The organism is Pseudomonas sp. JAI111, from assembly GCF_024809425.1.
Taxonomy (GTDB): Bacteria; Pseudomonadota; Gammaproteobacteria; order Pseudomonadales; family Pseudomonadaceae; genus Aquipseudomonas.
On the sequence record NZ_JANUCB010000019.1, the window covers coordinates 1 to 15,885 of the forward strand.

General features: G+C 61.7%; 18 protein-coding genes. All 18 read right to left on the minus strand.

Annotated elements, in window-relative coordinates; all coding sequences use genetic code 11:
• Positions 1–201 precede the first annotated feature (201 nt).
• Positions 202–1,065 carry a CsgG/HfaB family protein gene (locus HNR03_RS31505; protein WP_259158351.1) on the minus strand — a complete coding sequence of 288 codons (864 nt, stop codon included), beginning with the start codon at positions 1,063–1,065 and terminating at the stop codon, positions 202–204.
• Between the two features lie 31 nt (positions 1,066–1,096).
• Positions 1,097–1,516 (minus strand): curli assembly protein CsgF, encoded by a 420-nt coding sequence (locus HNR03_RS31510; protein WP_259158353.1) that lies wholly within the window; start codon positions 1,514–1,516, stop codon positions 1,097–1,099.
• Entirely contained in the window at positions 1,513–1,905 is a 393-nt protein-coding gene (gene csgE / locus HNR03_RS31515) for a curli production assembly/transport protein CsgE (RefSeq protein WP_259158356.1), read from the minus strand. The genes HNR03_RS31510 and csgE overlap by 4 nt, the downstream gene beginning before the upstream one ends.
• The gene (locus HNR03_RS31520) at positions 1,902–2,441 is read right to left on the minus strand and encodes a type II secretion system protein (RefSeq protein ID WP_090182693.1); all 540 of its coding nucleotides are present in this window, start codon (positions 2,439–2,441) and stop codon (positions 1,902–1,904) included. Before HNR03_RS31520 ends, csgE begins: the two co-directional genes overlap by 4 nt.
• Positions 2,416–2,790, minus strand: coding sequence for a type II secretion system protein (locus tag HNR03_RS31525; protein ID WP_090182691.1), 375 nt, complete (start codon positions 2,788–2,790; stop codon positions 2,416–2,418). Before HNR03_RS31525 ends, HNR03_RS31520 begins: the two co-directional genes overlap by 26 nt.
• 3 nt (positions 2,791–2,793) lie before the next feature.
• A complete protein-coding gene (locus HNR03_RS31530) occupies positions 2,794–3,267 on the minus strand; it encodes a type II secretion system protein (RefSeq protein ID WP_259158361.1) in 474 nt (157 codons plus the stop codon).
• Between the two features lie 2 nt (positions 3,268–3,269).
• On the minus strand, positions 3,270–5,105 hold the full coding sequence (locus HNR03_RS31535; RefSeq protein WP_222585917.1) for a secretin N-terminal domain-containing protein: 1,836 nt from the start codon (positions 5,103–5,105) through the stop codon (positions 3,270–3,272).
• Positions 5,102–5,620 carry a hypothetical protein gene (locus HNR03_RS31540; protein ID WP_222585916.1) on the minus strand — a complete coding sequence of 173 codons (519 nt, stop codon included), beginning with the start codon at positions 5,618–5,620 and terminating at the stop codon, positions 5,102–5,104. The genes HNR03_RS31535 and HNR03_RS31540 overlap by 4 nt, the downstream gene beginning before the upstream one ends.
• Positions 5,620–6,168: a type II secretion system protein M gene (locus HNR03_RS31545; RefSeq protein ID WP_222585915.1), complete on the minus strand. Its 549-nt coding sequence runs from the start codon at positions 6,166–6,168 to the stop codon at positions 5,620–5,622. The genes HNR03_RS31540 and HNR03_RS31545 overlap by 1 nt, the downstream gene beginning before the upstream one ends.
• Positions 6,155–6,700, minus strand: coding sequence for a PilN domain-containing protein (locus HNR03_RS31550; RefSeq protein ID WP_259158364.1), 546 nt, complete (start codon positions 6,698–6,700; stop codon positions 6,155–6,157). The genes HNR03_RS31545 and HNR03_RS31550 overlap by 14 nt, the downstream gene beginning before the upstream one ends.
• A 1-nt stretch (position 6,701) precedes the next feature.
• A complete protein-coding gene (locus HNR03_RS31555) occupies positions 6,702–7,505 on the minus strand; it encodes a hypothetical protein (RefSeq protein ID WP_222585913.1) in 804 nt (267 codons plus the stop codon).
• Positions 7,486–9,192, minus strand: a complete 1,707-nt coding sequence (locus tag HNR03_RS31560; RefSeq protein WP_090182681.1) for a GspE/PulE family protein — start codon at positions 9,190–9,192, stop codon at positions 7,486–7,488. The genes HNR03_RS31555 and HNR03_RS31560 overlap by 20 nt, the downstream gene beginning before the upstream one ends.
• An 84-nt stretch (positions 9,193–9,276) precedes the next feature.
• Positions 9,277–9,810, minus strand: coding sequence for a response regulator (locus HNR03_RS31565; RefSeq protein WP_208667715.1), 534 nt, complete (start codon positions 9,808–9,810; stop codon positions 9,277–9,279).
• A gap of 219 nt (positions 9,811–10,029) precedes the next feature.
• Positions 10,030–10,983: a peptidylprolyl isomerase gene (locus tag HNR03_RS31570; protein WP_259158368.1), complete on the minus strand. Its 954-nt coding sequence runs from the start codon at positions 10,981–10,983 to the stop codon at positions 10,030–10,032.
• 14 nt (positions 10,984–10,997) lie between these two features.
• A complete protein-coding gene (locus HNR03_RS31575; RefSeq protein ID WP_259158371.1) occupies positions 10,998–12,548 on the minus strand; it encodes an ABC transporter substrate-binding protein in 1,551 nt (516 codons plus the stop codon).
• A gap of 9 nt (positions 12,549–12,557) precedes the next feature.
• The gene (locus HNR03_RS31580; protein WP_259158372.1) at positions 12,558–13,178 is read right to left on the minus strand and encodes an SCO family protein; all 621 of its coding nucleotides are present in this window, start codon (positions 13,176–13,178) and stop codon (positions 12,558–12,560) included.
• Positions 13,175–13,831, minus strand: a complete 657-nt coding sequence (locus HNR03_RS31585; RefSeq protein ID WP_259158373.1) for an SCO family protein — start codon at positions 13,829–13,831, stop codon at positions 13,175–13,177. The genes HNR03_RS31580 and HNR03_RS31585 overlap by 4 nt, the downstream gene beginning before the upstream one ends.
• Positions 13,832–13,844: 13 nt before the next feature.
• Positions 13,845–15,797 (minus strand): cytochrome D1 domain-containing protein, encoded by a 1,953-nt coding sequence (locus tag HNR03_RS31590; RefSeq protein WP_259158375.1) that lies wholly within the window; start codon positions 15,795–15,797, stop codon positions 13,845–13,847.
• Positions 15,798–15,885: the final 88 nt, after the last annotated feature.

The window sequence follows — 15,885 nt, forward strand, 5'->3', positions numbered from 1 at the left end:
AGCAGTGTTTGAAAAGCAGGTAGTCAGTGTGGGCGAGTCCATACATAAGGGCGAAACCCTAAGCCGCCGTTACCGCAGCAACGGATATGTACACCCGAAAGAGACTGGTCGGCTATCAGGCCGCCATCGCGAGCAGGCTCACTCCCACAGTTGGACGGGGTACACCCGAAAGAGCATGGTCGGCCCGAAGGCCGCCACGGCTTACTCCTCCCCCTCAGGCACAACCTTGTTCTGAGTCAAATACCGATCCAGCGTCGCATTGTTATCCGGCGAAGAACTATCCCCCGCCACCTGCCACAAACGCCGCTCAATCCCCTGCGCCAAAAGATGCCCCACCGCCGCCTCGATCGCCGACAACACACACAACTGCGCCGGCTCGTTCGTCGTATACCCCACCTCAGCCTCAAGCAACTTCTTGAACTCGATAAACTTGAACACCCCGGCACTACGGCCCACCGAATAAATCGTCTTGCTCGTCATCACATTCGCCAACACCTGCCCACTGCGAACATCCACCGCACGAAGATTCACCGACACCTGATCCACCCGATACTCCCGAGAAAGATCGATCCCCAGATACCGCGCCCCTTCCCCACCACTGCGCACGTTAGTGTCATACGCAATAATCCCGCCCTCCAGCATCAGATTCGCCGCCTGCAACGGCGGCAACTCACCCTGGATATTCACCGGCGTATTAGGCTTCTTCTGCGAAGCACGAATGATCTTGCGCTCGGTCAGCAGGTTCTGCAGCCCCTCCCGCTCCAGCACCACAAACCAGCCACTGGCCTGCAACGCATCCATCAACATGCTCGCCGCACCCTGGGTCACACTGGTCGAAAACGAACTGGCCGGAGTCGGTTTGTACTGCCCGGTCTGGTCACGGAAACCGTACACCACCGCCATCAACCGGCCCTTGGGACGCGGCATGTTCAGCAAATCGTAATAGGTCGACGCCCGAGGTGTCAGGGTCGGTGATTCGGTGTCCTGTTCGGCTGGCATCGTGTCACGCAAACTGCACCCTTGTAATGCCGCCAACATCAGCCCTAGCGCTATTATTTTTTTCATATCCTTAACTCCCCATCGACCCAAATCCCCGTCAAGGGGCCAGGCCATTCACCCGAATTTCCGAAACCTCACCGCTCGCTCGGTCCGTGACTTCAATGGTCAGCGCTCCGGAGTCGTCGACGACGTTGACAATAAAAGCGTCGGTGGACAGGCTCCCGGTATTGCCCGTGGAGATGTTGTCCAGCAGCTGCCCCAGCAACCGCGATTGCAACTGACTGGTGAAGCGCTCCAGTGCCGAAGTCCCGGGTACCGTTGTGCGCTTCTTCAGGTCTGGATCGTCAAAATCGTTTTGCGCCTGAGCGTTGTTGAGCAGCCAGGTGCCGTTCAACGGGTTGCCGCCGAACGAGGGGTTGACGGGGGTGTAGACCAGCTCCGTGGCCTGGACCAGAGCATGAGTTCCGAGCCCGAGCAGTAAGCCTGCGGTGCACTGCAAGAACGTTTTCGTTTTCATAATTCGTCCCTCTCAAGGTCCGTCGTGTCCTGCAACAAGGTTTCCAGCTTGCGCTGCACAATCTGCCCGCGAACCCAGTCAGCGGCGTCATAAGCCTCATCCTTGAGTTCCACGGTGTTCGGCGGCAGGAAGCGCCGATAAACCAGTCGTTGCTGATATTCCACGGTCACCAGGCTGCCCCAGCGCGCCGAAGGCCGTTCGCGCACCACCAGGTTGAAATCCATCGGGCTGGTGGCGCGCAGGCGTTCACTGAACGAGTAATAAAAGTCGTGGCCGATGTGCGAAATCGTGTCATCGATGATGAAGCCGAGCATCTCGTCCTCTTCACCGGCGCTGGCGAGCGTCGCCACACACGCCAGGACCATGGCTGCCAGCCACTGCCGGTTCATGGCGACAACGCCTGCGGCAAGGTGGACTGGTTTTTCACCGGACCGGAAGTGCCGTCGAGGAAGGCTTTCTCGGCGACAAACTGCCAGTCCGTGTAGCTCGCCATGCCGGTGAAGTCCGACCACTGGCTGGGGAAATCCGTCTGCTTGAGCGGCAGGTCCGTGGACGGGCTGTTGAGTCCGGTGATACGTCCGTCGAAGCCGCGCATCAACGTCCATTCCCCGCCGCCGATCGGGTCCGGATAGAGCTGCCGAAGATGGTGTTTAGGCGTAGGAAAACGCTCGTCCTGCAACAGGTCTTCCAGCTCTTTGGGGTACTGCGCCAGCCCCGGCGAACTGCGGTAGTAGCTGCGCAATGCCTGGGCGTATTGAGTGCCGACCCACAGCAACTGACGTTCGCGATCCCGGCGCGCGGCGGTCGCCCACAACTCACCGGCACTGGCCAGGCCCATGCCCATCAACATGATCAGGAACAGCACGCCCAGGTAGGTGAACCCGGCCTCGTCAGAAGGCTTACCACTCGGAGTAAAGGCTGCCATCACGCGCCCTCCCTGTGGCACCGCTTTTGATATCGGCCACCCCGCCCGCCACGCCGTCAGGTGGCGCGACCAGCACCCAGGTGTCCTTGCGTTCGGCAATCGGGTCCGTCGGCGGGTTGCGCAGGTAACGCTGCTCCACCAGTTGTTCCAGGGAATCGGGGTAGCGCCCGGTGTCGCCGTAGTAGTGATCCAGGGCTTCGCGCATGGCCGACAGGCTCTGGCGCAGCGTGGTTTCCTTGGAGGCCTCGAGGCTGTTGAAATAGCGCGGCAAGGCAATGGTCATCAAGGTTGCGATGATTGCCATGACCACCATCAGTTCCAGCAAGGTAAAACCCTTTTGCCGACGCATGATTCACCACTCCCGGTAGGCGATGCCGTTGAGACCCTTGCCGCGCGCATGGGAATAAACGTCGAAGACGTCTTCGCCATCACGCGGGTTTTCAGCCGTGCTGTCGTAGGAGCGCAAGCCCCAGCCACCGTTGTCGTCACGCTTGACCGGTGTCAGCGGGTCGTGCGGCAAGCGCCGTAGAAAGTAGAACTTGGCGCCCTTGGCGCTGCGCACATCACGCACGCCGTCGACCAGCACTTTCAGGTTCGGTGGATAGCCGCTGCTTTCCAGCGACTTCTCGATGTAACCGGCGTCGAAAGCGCGTTTGTAGGCGTCGATGGCGTCGCGGATCTGGTACAGCGCCGTGCGCAATTCCTGCTCTTTGCCCCGGCGCACCACGGTCTCGGTCAGCGGCGCGGCCATGCCGGCCAGCAGGCCGATCAGGGCCAGCGTCACCACGACTTCAATCAGGGTAAAACCACGTTGCGAGGCGTTCATGATCAGCGTTTCTCAACGACGACAGTGGTCGTGGCCGAAGCCACCGGCCGATCGATGTGTTCATTCTGGATCGGTGTTTCCATCTGGCGGTCCGGCGCCTGGATGTGCATGCTGGTTTCAGTGCCGGTGGTGAACTCCATGTCCGACGGGCTCTGGTACGGCAGGTTGCGCACGACGCGCGGCGTGATCGACAGCACCAGTTCGGACTTGCCGACGGTGTCCTTGTTGCTGCCGAACAGACGGCCCAGGCCAGGGATGTCGCCAAGGCCCGGAATCTTGTTACCCGTGGCGCCGTGGTCGTTGCGCATCAGGCCGGCGAGGATTTGGGTTTCGCCGTCATGCAGGCGCAGCGTGGTCTGGGCGTTGCGGGTGTCGACCTGAACTGGAATCGTGCCCTGGCGGGTCGGTTCCAGCGGCGTGGCGTTACTGACTTCGAGGGCGATCTTGATCGCCACTTCGTTGTTCAGGTGCACGGTCGGCTGTACTTCCAGTTTCAGACCGACGTCCAGGTAGGTGACGCTTTCGGTGATGACCGGGCCCTGGGTCGAAGGCACCGAGGTGGCGCTAATGATCGGCACACGCTGACCGATGTGGATGCGCGCCTGCTCGCGGTTGCTGACGCGAATGACCGGGCTGGCCAGGGTGTTGATGTCGTTGTCCTGCGCGTTGATCTTGGCCTGGGGCGACGGCGAAATAGTGATCCGGCTGGAGTTGATGCCTTTGAGTTGATCGAGCAGCGTCACGGCCGAGCCGTCGCTGTTGACCACGCCGAAGGTGTTTGGCCATTGCAGCCCGAGGTCGAGAATCCGTTGCGTGGCGACTTCCATTACCTCCACTTCCAACACCACTTCCGGGTTGGACTGGTCCTGTGATTGCAAGAGTTTTTCGGCCATGCGCACGGCGTCTTCGGTGTCGCGCATGGTCAATGTGTTGAGGCGCTCATCGACGAACACATCGCGGGTCTTGAGCATGGTCTTGATCATGTTCAACGCGGTGTTGGCGTCGATGCTGGTCAGGTAGAACGTGCGCATCACCAGCTCTTGATAGTCCTTGAGCTTTTGCGGCGAGTCGGGGTAGATCAGCAAGGTGTTTTCATTCACCACTTTCTGATGCAGCTGGTTCTGTTGCAGCAGCAGTTCCACGGCGTCTTCGATGCGCACGTCACGCACGAAGATGGTGGCTTTCATGTCCGGGCGCAGGTCCTTGTCGAAGATGAAATTCAAACCGGCGACCTGGGACAGCACTTCGAAAATGGTTTTGAGGTTGGCGTCGCGAAATTCCAGGGTCACCGGCCGGTCCAGGCGAGTGCGCAGTTGCGGATACGGAATCACGTTGCGGCTTTGCACCAGGCGGATATTGCCTTGCAACTCCAGGGCGCCGTCATTCTTGGGGTCCAGTTCGAGGATCTGTTTGACCTGGCGGTCGGCACCGTAGATGTCGCCGCGACGCAGGTCGCCCCGGGCCAGTTCGAGTTTGTCGTCCAGGCTGCGCATGTGCTCCAGCTGGCGCAGGCCATCCTGGGCCCGGCGGTTGTTCGGTTCCAAGGTCAACACCCGGCCATAGGTCAGGCGGGCAGAGGCGAAATCACGTTGGGCGCGGTCCATTTCGGCCTGGGTCAACAACGCTGTCACCGCACGGGCACGGCCGCTGGTCAGGGCCAGGTGCAGTTCGGTGTCGCGAGGATTTTCCTTGAGCCCTTCCTGGATACGCGCCAGGCCGGCTTCGTATTGACCCGACTCCATCAGGTCTGTCCCTTCCTGCTTGGCAACCTGCGCCGAGCTGCACGCAGCCAGCCCTGCACACATGCAAAGGTTCATCAGCAAACGGGATCTGTTCATTGCGCGCTCCCCACAGACAATGTCTGGGACAAATGCAGAGGCAAATAGACAAAGCGGAGTTCCACATCGGAAATCCCCTCGATCCGCCAGGTGTCGTCGATCACATCCCCTTTGCGTACGACGTATATTTTTTCGCCGTTCTGCAAAAACACTTGCAGGTCGGCACGATCATCAAGCTTGCCAATGAACTGGAAAGGCATCGGCGGCGCACTGGGGACTTGCACCACCGGGGTCTGGTTAACGGGTTGTTCGTTGACGCTGGCCAGTGTCGGTGCCGCTTTCCAGCTGCGGGCGGCGAACAGATCGCCCGACGGGCTCAGGTCTTTGATCACGGTCGGTTTGTCACTGGCCGTAGTGGCCGGCAACGTGCCACGGGTTTTGCTTTTAGCCGGCGTTACGCTGGTCGCGACTACCGCATCGCCTTGCTCCGAGGGCATGAAGTAATCAGGCCCCCAGGTCAGCGCTGCCGATACGCCGAAGAACGCCACCCAACCCACTACGCGTTTGGTGTTCATCATGACCTCGACAGGTAAAGGGTCATGCGGATCCGCCCGGTCAGGTCGGTGTCGGCGATTTTTTTACGCTGGAACTCCACGTCCTCCAACACCACGGCCGGCAACTGGCCGAGCAAGGCGTGCAGGAAGCGCCGCAGTTGCGGGTAGCTGCCACGCACCGGCAGCAGAATCTGATAACGCGCCAGGTGGGTCTTGGGATCGACGCCCAGCGAATATTCACCGCGGGCCAGGGTGATGTGTTCCTGGGCCGCCAGCGCGTAGATCTTGTCGATGGCTACAGTGGCTTGTGGCTGCGACGGTAACTTGCTGCGGAAGTCATCGAGCTGACGTTGCGGCACCACCGGAGCGGCGACGCTGCCGTCTTCGACCTTGGCCAGGTACTCGCCGGCTTCGCGGGTCTGCTGGGTGAGGGTTTGCAACGAACTCCAGTCAGGCATCAGGCCACCCAGGGCCCAGACCAGTGCCAGCAACAGCATCGCCAAGCCGGCCACGCCGGGCACACCCAGGCCTTGCAGGTATTCGTGGACGATCAATCTAGAGATTCGCATCGCCGATCTCCCAGTTAGCCGACAGGTTGAATAGCACCGGTTGTTCAGGGGACTTCACAACAATTTCATGGCTGAGCAGCGACACATCCGACAGCTCATCGCTGGCTTCCAGGCGACGGTGGAAGTCGAGCATCGCTTCCAGGTCACGCGCTTCGGCGCTAATGCGAACCTGACCTTTGCGCGCATCCGGGGTCAGGCTCAACAAGGCAATGTTGTCGCGTGGCATGGCTTCGAGCATGGCGAACAGGCGTTCCCAGGGCCGGCGCAGTTGCTGCGAGACTTTGCGCATCTCCGCCAGGTTCTGCGCCTGCTCACGGGTTTCAGCCGGGGTCAGGGTGGAAGAGGCGCCGGTGTCGCCGGTCAGGACGCGTTGGGCGTGCTGCAAATGGCCTTGCTGTTGCGAGGCCTGTTCGGTGACATGTTGTTGCGCGATGAAGCAGGTCATCACCAATACCACGCCGCCGGCCAGCAGGCTCCAGCCCAATGGGCCCGAGCGGCGGCGTGGCTGGAAGTCGAGCGTCAGGGCGCGCATGTCAGGCCACCGCCCGGGACATGACGTACAAACTATCGCGTACGCCAGTCCGGTCCTCTTCAAGGGTGCGCAGGTGCACACCGGGTACGTCAGGCTGCACATCGATGCGAGCTGGCGCGTGCAGGTAAATGTTCAGCGGCCGCTCGCTGGTGGAGGCTTGCAACTGGCTTTCACGGCCGATCAATGCGCTGAGTGCAGCGTCGCTGTCGTTGCTGCCGACCGAGCGCACCGAAGTCCAGCGCCCTTCCCTCGCCAGCAGCAAGACACTGCGCACCGGCTCAGCCACCACGAACAGGAAGTCGCCGGCATCGAGGCTTTTATCAAAGTGATTGAATGCTGCCATCAGGTACGGTTGCACCGAGCGCAGACGCAGGCCGCGACCGCTGACCAGGCTGCGCAGGCGTGCCAGCAAGTCTTCGGGCAACGCGGTGGCGATCCGGTCGTAACCCGCAGGCTCAGCCGACAGGACCATGCTCCAGGGTTGCGTTGGTGCGCCGTAAAGGTCTTCGAAACACAGCTGGGCAAACCCGAGCAATTCGTCGGGGCTGCTGATCTGCTCGCTCCAGGGCACCAGGCAGAAGCGGCTGAAGTGACCGGAGATCACCACGCTCAATTCGGCACCGGCGGGGGCGTGTTCGCCCAGCAAGCGGTCGAGGGTTTCGAGGGCGACGGCCCAGGCATGGAAGCCTTCGTCGATAAAGCCGACGCTGCCCAGCCACAGGGTTTCACTGCCCTTGCGCTGACCGAGGCCGACACCACTGGCGCCGAGCACGGCGACATAACGATCACGAGACAAAAGTGACACGATTGATCTCCTCGAGCGTGGTCCGCCCCTCTGCAACCAGTTCCAGCGCCGACTCGCGCAGCAGGCGCAAGCCACGTTTGCAGGCGTGTGCCTTGATTTTCGAAATGGGTTGGCGCTCGACGATCATCTGCCGCAGCTCGTCGTCCAGGTGCAGCAGTTCGGCAATCGCGGTACGCCCGCGATAGCCAGTGCCGCGGCAATGGCCGCAGCCTTTGCCATGGACGAAGTGGAAATGGTCGACGTTTTGCGGGTCGAGGCCGGATTGGCGCAGCTCTTCATCGCTCGGATTGCTCGGCGCGCTGCAACTGCTGCAGACCAGCCGGATCAGCCGTTGGGCCAGCACGGCGTTGAGGGCCGAGACGAGGCTGTAGGGGTCGATTTCCATCTGGGTGAACCGGCCGATCACGTCGAACACGTTGTTGGCGTGAATGGTGGTGAACACCAGGTGCCCGGTCAGCGCCGACTGCACGGCGATCTGCGCCGTATCGGGGTCGCGGATTTCACCGACCATGATTTTGTCCGGGTCATGGCGCAGGATCGAGCGCAGACCACGGGCGAAGGTCAGGCCTTTCTTTTCATTGACCGGAATTTGCAGGACGCCAGGCAGTTGATATTCCACCGGGTCTTCGATGGTGATGATCTTGTCCACGCCATGGTTGATCTCGGTGATCATCGCGTACAGCGTGGTGGTCTTGCCGCTGCCGGTCGGCCCGGTCACCAGCACCATGCCGTAGGGTTCGGCCGCAAGCCGGCGCAGCGCACGCAGGGTTTCTTCCTCAAAGCCCAGGGCCTGCAATTGCACGCCACTGACCTTGTCCGCCAGGTCCTGTTTGTCGAGGACCCGCAACACCGCGTCTTCGCCAAAAATGCTCGGCATGATCGACACCCGAAAGTCGATCTGCCGGCCGCTGATGCCGATCTTGAAGCGGCCGTCCTGGGGCACGCGCTTTTCGCCGATATCGAGTTCGGCCATGACTTTGACCCGGGAAATTACCTGCTCGGCGAACTCGCTGCCCTGGATCTTGCTGATGTTGTTGAGCACGCCATCGATCCGGTACTTGATCACCAGGCCGCTGCCGGTGGTGCCCAGGTGGATGTCGCTGGCGTGCATTTTCAGCGCGTCGTAGAGGGTCGAGTTGACCAGTTTGACGACGACGCTGGCGTCTTCGCTGATGCTGGTCAGGGACAGGCTTTGCAGGGTATCGGTTTCGACGTTGGCGTCGGCCTGGGCGTTGAGCGATTCCACCGCGTGGAAGCTCTCTTCGTGACGAGCCAGGTAGGCTTTGAGGTCGTCGGCATGCACCAGATACAGCGGCGCACCGTGCAGGCAGTCATCGATCCAGGCCAGGCGCGTGGTATCGAAGGGATCGGCAAACACGCCGATGACGGCATCGTCGTGACGCAGCAGGATAAATTCGCGTTTGAGGCATTGGGCCAGGGTGACCCGGTCGAACACCGGGGTGGCCTTGAACAGCGTGTCGGTGTCGAGCACCGGATAATGCAGGGTTGCGCCCAGGCACTGGATGAAGGGCATGGGGGCCAGTTCGCACAACACCCCGAGGGCTTCCAGGACCCGTTCCCCGGAACTGGTCGCCCTGGCCCGGGCCTGGGCCAGTTGTTCACTGGTAAAACGGGACGGTACACATTCCAACAGCGCCGGTTCTACGGCAAGGGATAGACGGTCCATGGCTTGCTCTCCAACGCCGGGGGCTTTGAGCCCTGTCGACGCGGCGAGCAATTTCGGTGGAGGCCGGAACCGCTTGTCGCGCCACTACTCCCCGGTGAGCAATTGTTCGTCGTCTGGTGCCATGGAGGTCGATGTGCTTCGTCGACGATCTGCCAGCACCCAACTGCCGTCGTACAACTGCAGCGGGAAACTTTCGGTCCTGCTCTGGCGTCGTTCGACGAATCCTTCGGATTGGCTTGCGCCTGCCCGGCGTTCGCGCTCCATCCCTAAAAGGTCACAGACTGCTCGGGCCAATTCCGCCATCGGAAACGGTTTGAACAGGATATGGCTGACTCCCAGTTCCCGGGCCCGCTCACAGACTTCAGCGGTGGGGTGCCCGGTAATCAGCACAAAATGACACTTCCTGTTCTGGCGGACGGCGTCGAGCACCTGAAAGCCTTCCATATCGGGCAAGCGGTAATCGAACACCATCACATCGGGTTCAAAGCGTTCGGCTTCGCCAATCGCTTCGTAACCGCTGTGCGCTATCCGGACGTTCAGCGCTTGCGCCTGCAGGTAATCCTGGAGGTTTTGTGCAAGAAGCTGTTCGTCTTCAACAACCAGTACTTTGTTTAACAAGGTGGACTCCTTGAAACCGCAGGTCCGATATTCGTGCCTGGGAGTACGCGCCTTGATTAGGCTAACGCACACTTCATGCCAGGCTGAGCGCCGGTTTTCGACCGATACAACCTATTGATTTTCGTGGAAAAAACTTTTATCTCAGGAACTCCATCCCCCAAAGGCGGGGAAGCACTCGGAATTGCCCCTGAAGCTTTCCCCACATTTGGGGGGAAACCTTCAATCATCGTCAATCCGCTCGATTCGATTGCTCGATCGAAGCGTCGCCAACACCTGGAGACGAGCCTGAGCGTTTTGCTGTCGGGCGAGGTAAGCCCGAACCATCTCAAGTCCCTGAACTTCTGAGACATCGGCTGCCTCCTGGTGGTTCTGTAGGTAGATCAAATGCCAGCCTAACGGCGTACGCACCGGTGCGCTGACCTCGCCGGGGGCCAGGGCAAACGCTGCGGCGTCAAACGCCGGCATCATGCGTCCGCGAGAAAAATAGCCCAGATCTCCGCCAACCGCGGCCGTCGTATCTTCGGAACCGGTACGGGCCACGCTGGCGAAGTCTTCGCCCTGAGTGACTTTCACACGCATCTCCTCTAAGCGTAGCCGGGCGGCTTCAACTGTGGCGGCATCGGCCCCCTGAGGCACCTTGATCAAAATGTGCCGCGCCTGGATCTGTTCGGGGCGGCTCATTTCAGCGCGATGCTCCTCAAAGAAAGCACGGACCTGTTGTTCATCCGGCGCCGCCACCCGGACCAGATCGGCAAACACCTGCTGCGCGGCCAGCTCGCGGCGGGTGTACTCGGTAAAACCGGCCTCATCGAAACCGGCATCGGCAAGACGGCGGGCGAACACCTCGGCACCGCCGATGGCCTGGCGAGTCTGGTCGATCTGGTTTTGCACCACCTCGTCACTGATCACCACCCCGCGCTTGAGCGCTTCCTGCCACAGCAACTCCTTGTCGATCAGAGCGTCCAGGGCTTTCTGGCGCAATTGCTTGTACGCCTTGGGACTGCGAATGCTGGCCACTGCCCGCCCCTGGTCCTCCAGGAATTCGGCGAAATAGCGCTCCAGGCGAAACTCGGAAATTTCCTCGCCATTGACCCGTGCGGCAGCCGGACCGTTATTGCACAACGCTACGGGGACCCACATCGTGAGCAGGATCAACAAAGCCTTGAGTTTCATTGTCAGGCCTCCAGTCAGGGTGTCGCGGCAATGGGTTTATAAGGAGCCACCAGATAGAAGCGATGGTCGGGCAAATCGACGGTGACGATATGGGCACCGTTCAAGCCCAGCCGGCGCCCCGGTCCGAAGCTGATCAGCGGAGTCAGCCCGGTGTCGAAATCGTGCAAGCCTTCCAGGGCGTTGATCAGCTTCTCGCGGCTGGCGTCGCGCCCGGCCTGCTTCATGCCTTCACTCAACAGCAGCATCGAACTGTAGGCGCCGACCTGCAGCACAGCGTGTTCACCACCGAGCCCCTGGTGTTCGCGCAACTGCGTCAACGCCAGGCGTCCAGCCAGCGTCCAGTCACTGGGCACGAACGGATACGCCAGAAACACCCGCCGGGAAAAATCACTGGGCACCTGAAACAGATCGCCGGCGACCTGATTCGACGCCGCGAACAGGTACGGCACCTGCCCCGCCGTCTGCAAGCGCTCGGCCAGTCGGCTGAAACCGCCGCTGCTGCCCAGGTAGAACACCGAGCGCGAGCCCAACGGCAGTTCGTCCTGCGCGGAGTTGTAGGGTTGCAGCCGCACTTGCTGCCAGGCGTGGTCTTGCAGGTATTGGCCGAGGGACTGCGCCGCCAGGCGTTGGCTTGGCTCGTCCGGGTAAGTGATCAACGTCGGTCCCTGAAGCACGCGCAAACTGCTGGTGGCGTAGTCGGCCAAGGCGAACAGTTGCTCACGCAAGCCCGGCAGCGGTTCGAAAATCTGCCGACTGGCCTGGGGCGAGCCCTGCAGCGAGAGCGGCCCGATCAGTGGAACGCCGGCGCTTTCCAGGCGCTCGACCAGTTCCGTGTCGAGCGCCGGCGCCAGCGGCGCGATCAGGGCGAACACCTGTTCCTGCCCGATCAAGCGCTCCAGCGCTTGCTCGGCACTGGCACGATCGGGCCCGGGGTCGAGGATGGTCAGGCGCAATTGCCGGCCATGAATGCCCCCCGCCTCATTGATCCGCGCCACGCAGCCCCTGAGCACCGCCGCCACCGTGGCGCCCTCTTCACTCAACGGCCCCTGGCGCGGCAACAAGGTACCCAGGTGCAAACTGTCGGCGCTCAGGCCGGGATCAAGGTCATCGGCCACACGCTTGAGGTAGGCCGTGAGGTTGCGCTGATCATTCATCGACAGCACAAACCGCGGCATGGCCGGGTCCAGTCGATTGTTGGCCGAGTCGCGCCCCTCCTGGATCGCACGGGCCAACGTGCCCTCGGTGTAAGCCGGGTAATCGCGGCCATTGACCTGCTGCTGACCGTATCTGCTGGACAGACGCGACCAGCTGATGTCCGGTGGCCTGACCCCGCCCTCGGGACGTCCCTGGCCGTCGTCGCCGTGACAATTGGCGCACGGCAGGCTGGTGGCGGGCAGCAGCATATCCGCCGCACCGACCCTGGCCATGATCGGCTCACCGCTCGCCGACACCCCTTCGCGGTACAGCCGTTTACCGGCGCTTTCGCTGGGGCTCAGCGGCAACGCATGGGCGGCAAGGCTGATGCCGCCAAGGAGGAGCAGGCCGAGGACGAGGGACATTTTCATGGCCCGGACTCAACGACCGGCCACGGGCATTGTCAGCAACTGCAAGCGCTGGGCAATGGCGGCAGCCGGCGCATCGGGACGGATCTTGCTCCAGCGTTTGTTGGCCACGTCACCCACGATCAACTGTGTTGAATGCTGCTCGGGGGTCGGCACGATCTGGCCGATGCGCCCCAGTACAAGGTCCATTTGTGCCTTGTCGCCGGTAAGAAAAAGCCAGTGAGGACCATCGACGCCCTGCTTCAAGGTGTAAGCCTTGAGCACCGCTGGCCTGTCCTGCAGCGGATCACTGGTAAGGGAAATAAAGGTGATGCCATCGGCCTTGTCGCCCAGCAACTCACGCACTTCCTTGAGTTTGCGGGTGATCAGCGGACAGGCATCGGTGCAACTGGTGTAAATCACGTTCAGCAGCACCACGCGGTTTTGCAGCGCATCGCTGTAGAAGCGCAGGGTGTTGCCGTTCTGGTCCTGCAACGGGGTGTCGGTGAACCAGGTTTTCGCATCATGGGTGCCGGTCGCCGGTGGTGCAGCCGCGACAGACGGCGCGGGTTCTGCGTGTTCTTCATGGGAAAACGCCAGGAAGCTGATCACGCAAAAACACATGGTAAGGAAGATCAACGCGAGCGCTTTCATGGCTGTTGCTCCATGGCTATGGCGGTGTGCTTGGCGTGGGCGTTGCGCTGGCCGCTGAGTTTCTCGACTTGGCGGGTCAGCACGGCCGGATCGGTGAAGCCGTAATAGCGGGTCCAGTGGCGGCTGTTGCCGTCGCCGACGAGGATCAATGGCTGGTGGCTTTTGAAGTCACCGCTGAAGGTGCCGAGGCCCTTGAGGGTTTCGTTGATCGATTGCGCGCTGCCGGTCAGCCAGCTCCAGCCCGGGCCGTTCTGGAAGCTGCGTGCGTAATCGTTCAGGCGCTTGGCGTCATCGCGCTGCGGGTCGATGCTGATCGACACCAGTTGCACTTCACCGCCGACCCGCGCGCCAAGCTGTTTCTGCACTTTGCCCATGATCGAGGACACCACCGGGCACACCGTGGTGCAGCTGGTGTAGATGAAGCTCATGACCACGATCTTGTTGGTCACCAGGTCCTTTTCAAGACGCACCGCTTTACCGTTCTGGTCCACCAGTGCGACGTCGGCGAATTTGACCTGGGCGCTTTCCGACGTCGCGCTCTTGGCCGGCATGTCGTGCCCGGAATGCTCATCCGCCGAGTGCGACAGGGCTTGACCGATACCGGCGGCCAATAGGCAGAACGTCAGCAGCCCACGGTGTGCGAATCGCTTCATGTCGGTTTCCTCTTCAGTGGGCATCGCCGGGCAACACCCGAACGCTGGCAAAGGTCGTGTCATCGAAATTCGCGCCCAGGGACGCCGCACGCACGTGCAGGTACCAGGCGCCGTTCTGGTCGAGGTTCACCGGGGCTTCGTAAATGCCGTTGCCCACTTCCAGCGCGGCGACCTGCTGAGCCCGGGACGTCGGGGCGCGGAAATAGCGCACCTGAACGTCCTTGACCCCGCTGCGCTGCGCCTTCTGCTTGCCTTCGACGATGCGAAAGCGCACCACGTAGGGATTGCCGAGCGCCGCAGTGGACTTATCGAGCATGAACTCCACTTTCGGCACGCCTGCGTGCTGTTGAAGGTTCTTGTCCGGCTCCACCAACGCAGTGAAGCAATGGATGATGTTCGGCTGGTTGAGCAGGAACGCCACGTCGAAGCGCCCCGCTGCCGGCAGTTTGATCCGCGCGCTGTACAGCCCCGGCTCGACCTCGCGCAGGCTGCGGTCGATGACCATCGCCGCGCGCGCCACTTGCCCGCGATTGGGGTAACCGGACATCGGCGCGTTCATGCCTTCGGCGTAGAAATAGGTGGTGTTGTCCACCGGGTTGACCACGAACACCGCGTTGTCATCGCGCGACACTGCCAGGCTCGAAGCCAGTGGCAAATCACCGGCCAGCCGTGGCGCCTGAGGCCCGGCTTCAAAACCCTGGCTGATCGGCGTGCGACCGGCTCCGAGAGAGGACAGGTTGATCATCGTGACCTTGGCCGAGGCCAGGCCGCGCACATAGGCATACGCCTTGGTGAACACCACTTGGTAGGGTTCGGCGGACACGTCCAGTTCATGGATCAGCGAATCGGTGGCTGCATCGATCACCGCGACCTGGTTTTCCAGGGTGTTGAGGACGATGCCGAAACGCCCGTCGGCGCTGAAACCCATCGGGCCCAAGCCCTGCTTCATCTTGATCACCCGGCGCACGGCCAGGCTGCTGGTGTCGACCACGGTGACGGTGCCATCCTTGCCATCGGCGACATAAATCGCCTGGGACAGCGGCGAGTACGCCACCGACAGCGGGTGCGAACCGGTCTTGAGCTGCTTGCTCAGGGTCAGGCTGGCAATCTCGATAATGCTCAGGGTGCCGTCGTCGCGGTTACTGACGAAGGCGTAACGGCTGTCTTTGCTGAAGGCGATTTCATGGTGCCCGGCACCGGTGGCCAAGTGTTTGAGCGGTTTGAGGCTGCGGGCGTCGATCACCGTGACGCCGGATTCCTCGACGGTTTTGGCATTGTTGCCCACCCACAGCAGGCGCTCGTCCGGCTGCAAGGCCACGCGCACCGGGTTGCTGCCGGCGGCGACCGAGTCGAGCAACTTGAATTGCGCGCTGTCGATCACCGCGACTTCATTGGCTGTCGGCATGGAGACGAATACCCGCTTGTTGTCCTTGGGGGTGACCCAATCCATCGGCGGCTGCTTGATGTCGATGCGTGCCAGGGTGCTGGTGATGCCACCCACCGAGACCGACGGGTCAACCACCGAAACGCTGGCGTCGCGGTTCATCACCAACAGGAAGTAGCTGTTGAGGTCGAGCATCGGCCGTGCACCGATGCTCGATTTGAGGAACACCCCGACCCGTGCCTTGCAGCTTTGTTCACGGCCCTGGGCCTGGTCGGCGGCGACGGTTTCCGGGTCGAGCCAGGCGCCGGGGTTCACCCCCGACAACGGCTGGCCCGAGGCGCTATCGGTGACCCGGAACTGCACGTCGGCAAACTCGCCTTCACGCAATACGCCGTCTTCGGCCAATGGCTTGACCTCGAGCGCCACCGACACACCGTCACGGGAGAGGTTCTGAGCGCTCCAGGTGTCCGGCAGGGCAACCTCGCTCAGCATGCTTGGCGGCGCGGTGCGCCAGACGCCGAAGCTGATGAACGCTACCGCAACGACCAGTGCGCCAACGCTGGTTTTGATGGTCCTGTTCATACAAACCTCCCCTTACAGATCTGTGTCTGCCTTATCCCTTGTGGGAGCGAGCCTGCTCGCGATGGCGTCATTGGTGTCACCACGTAAA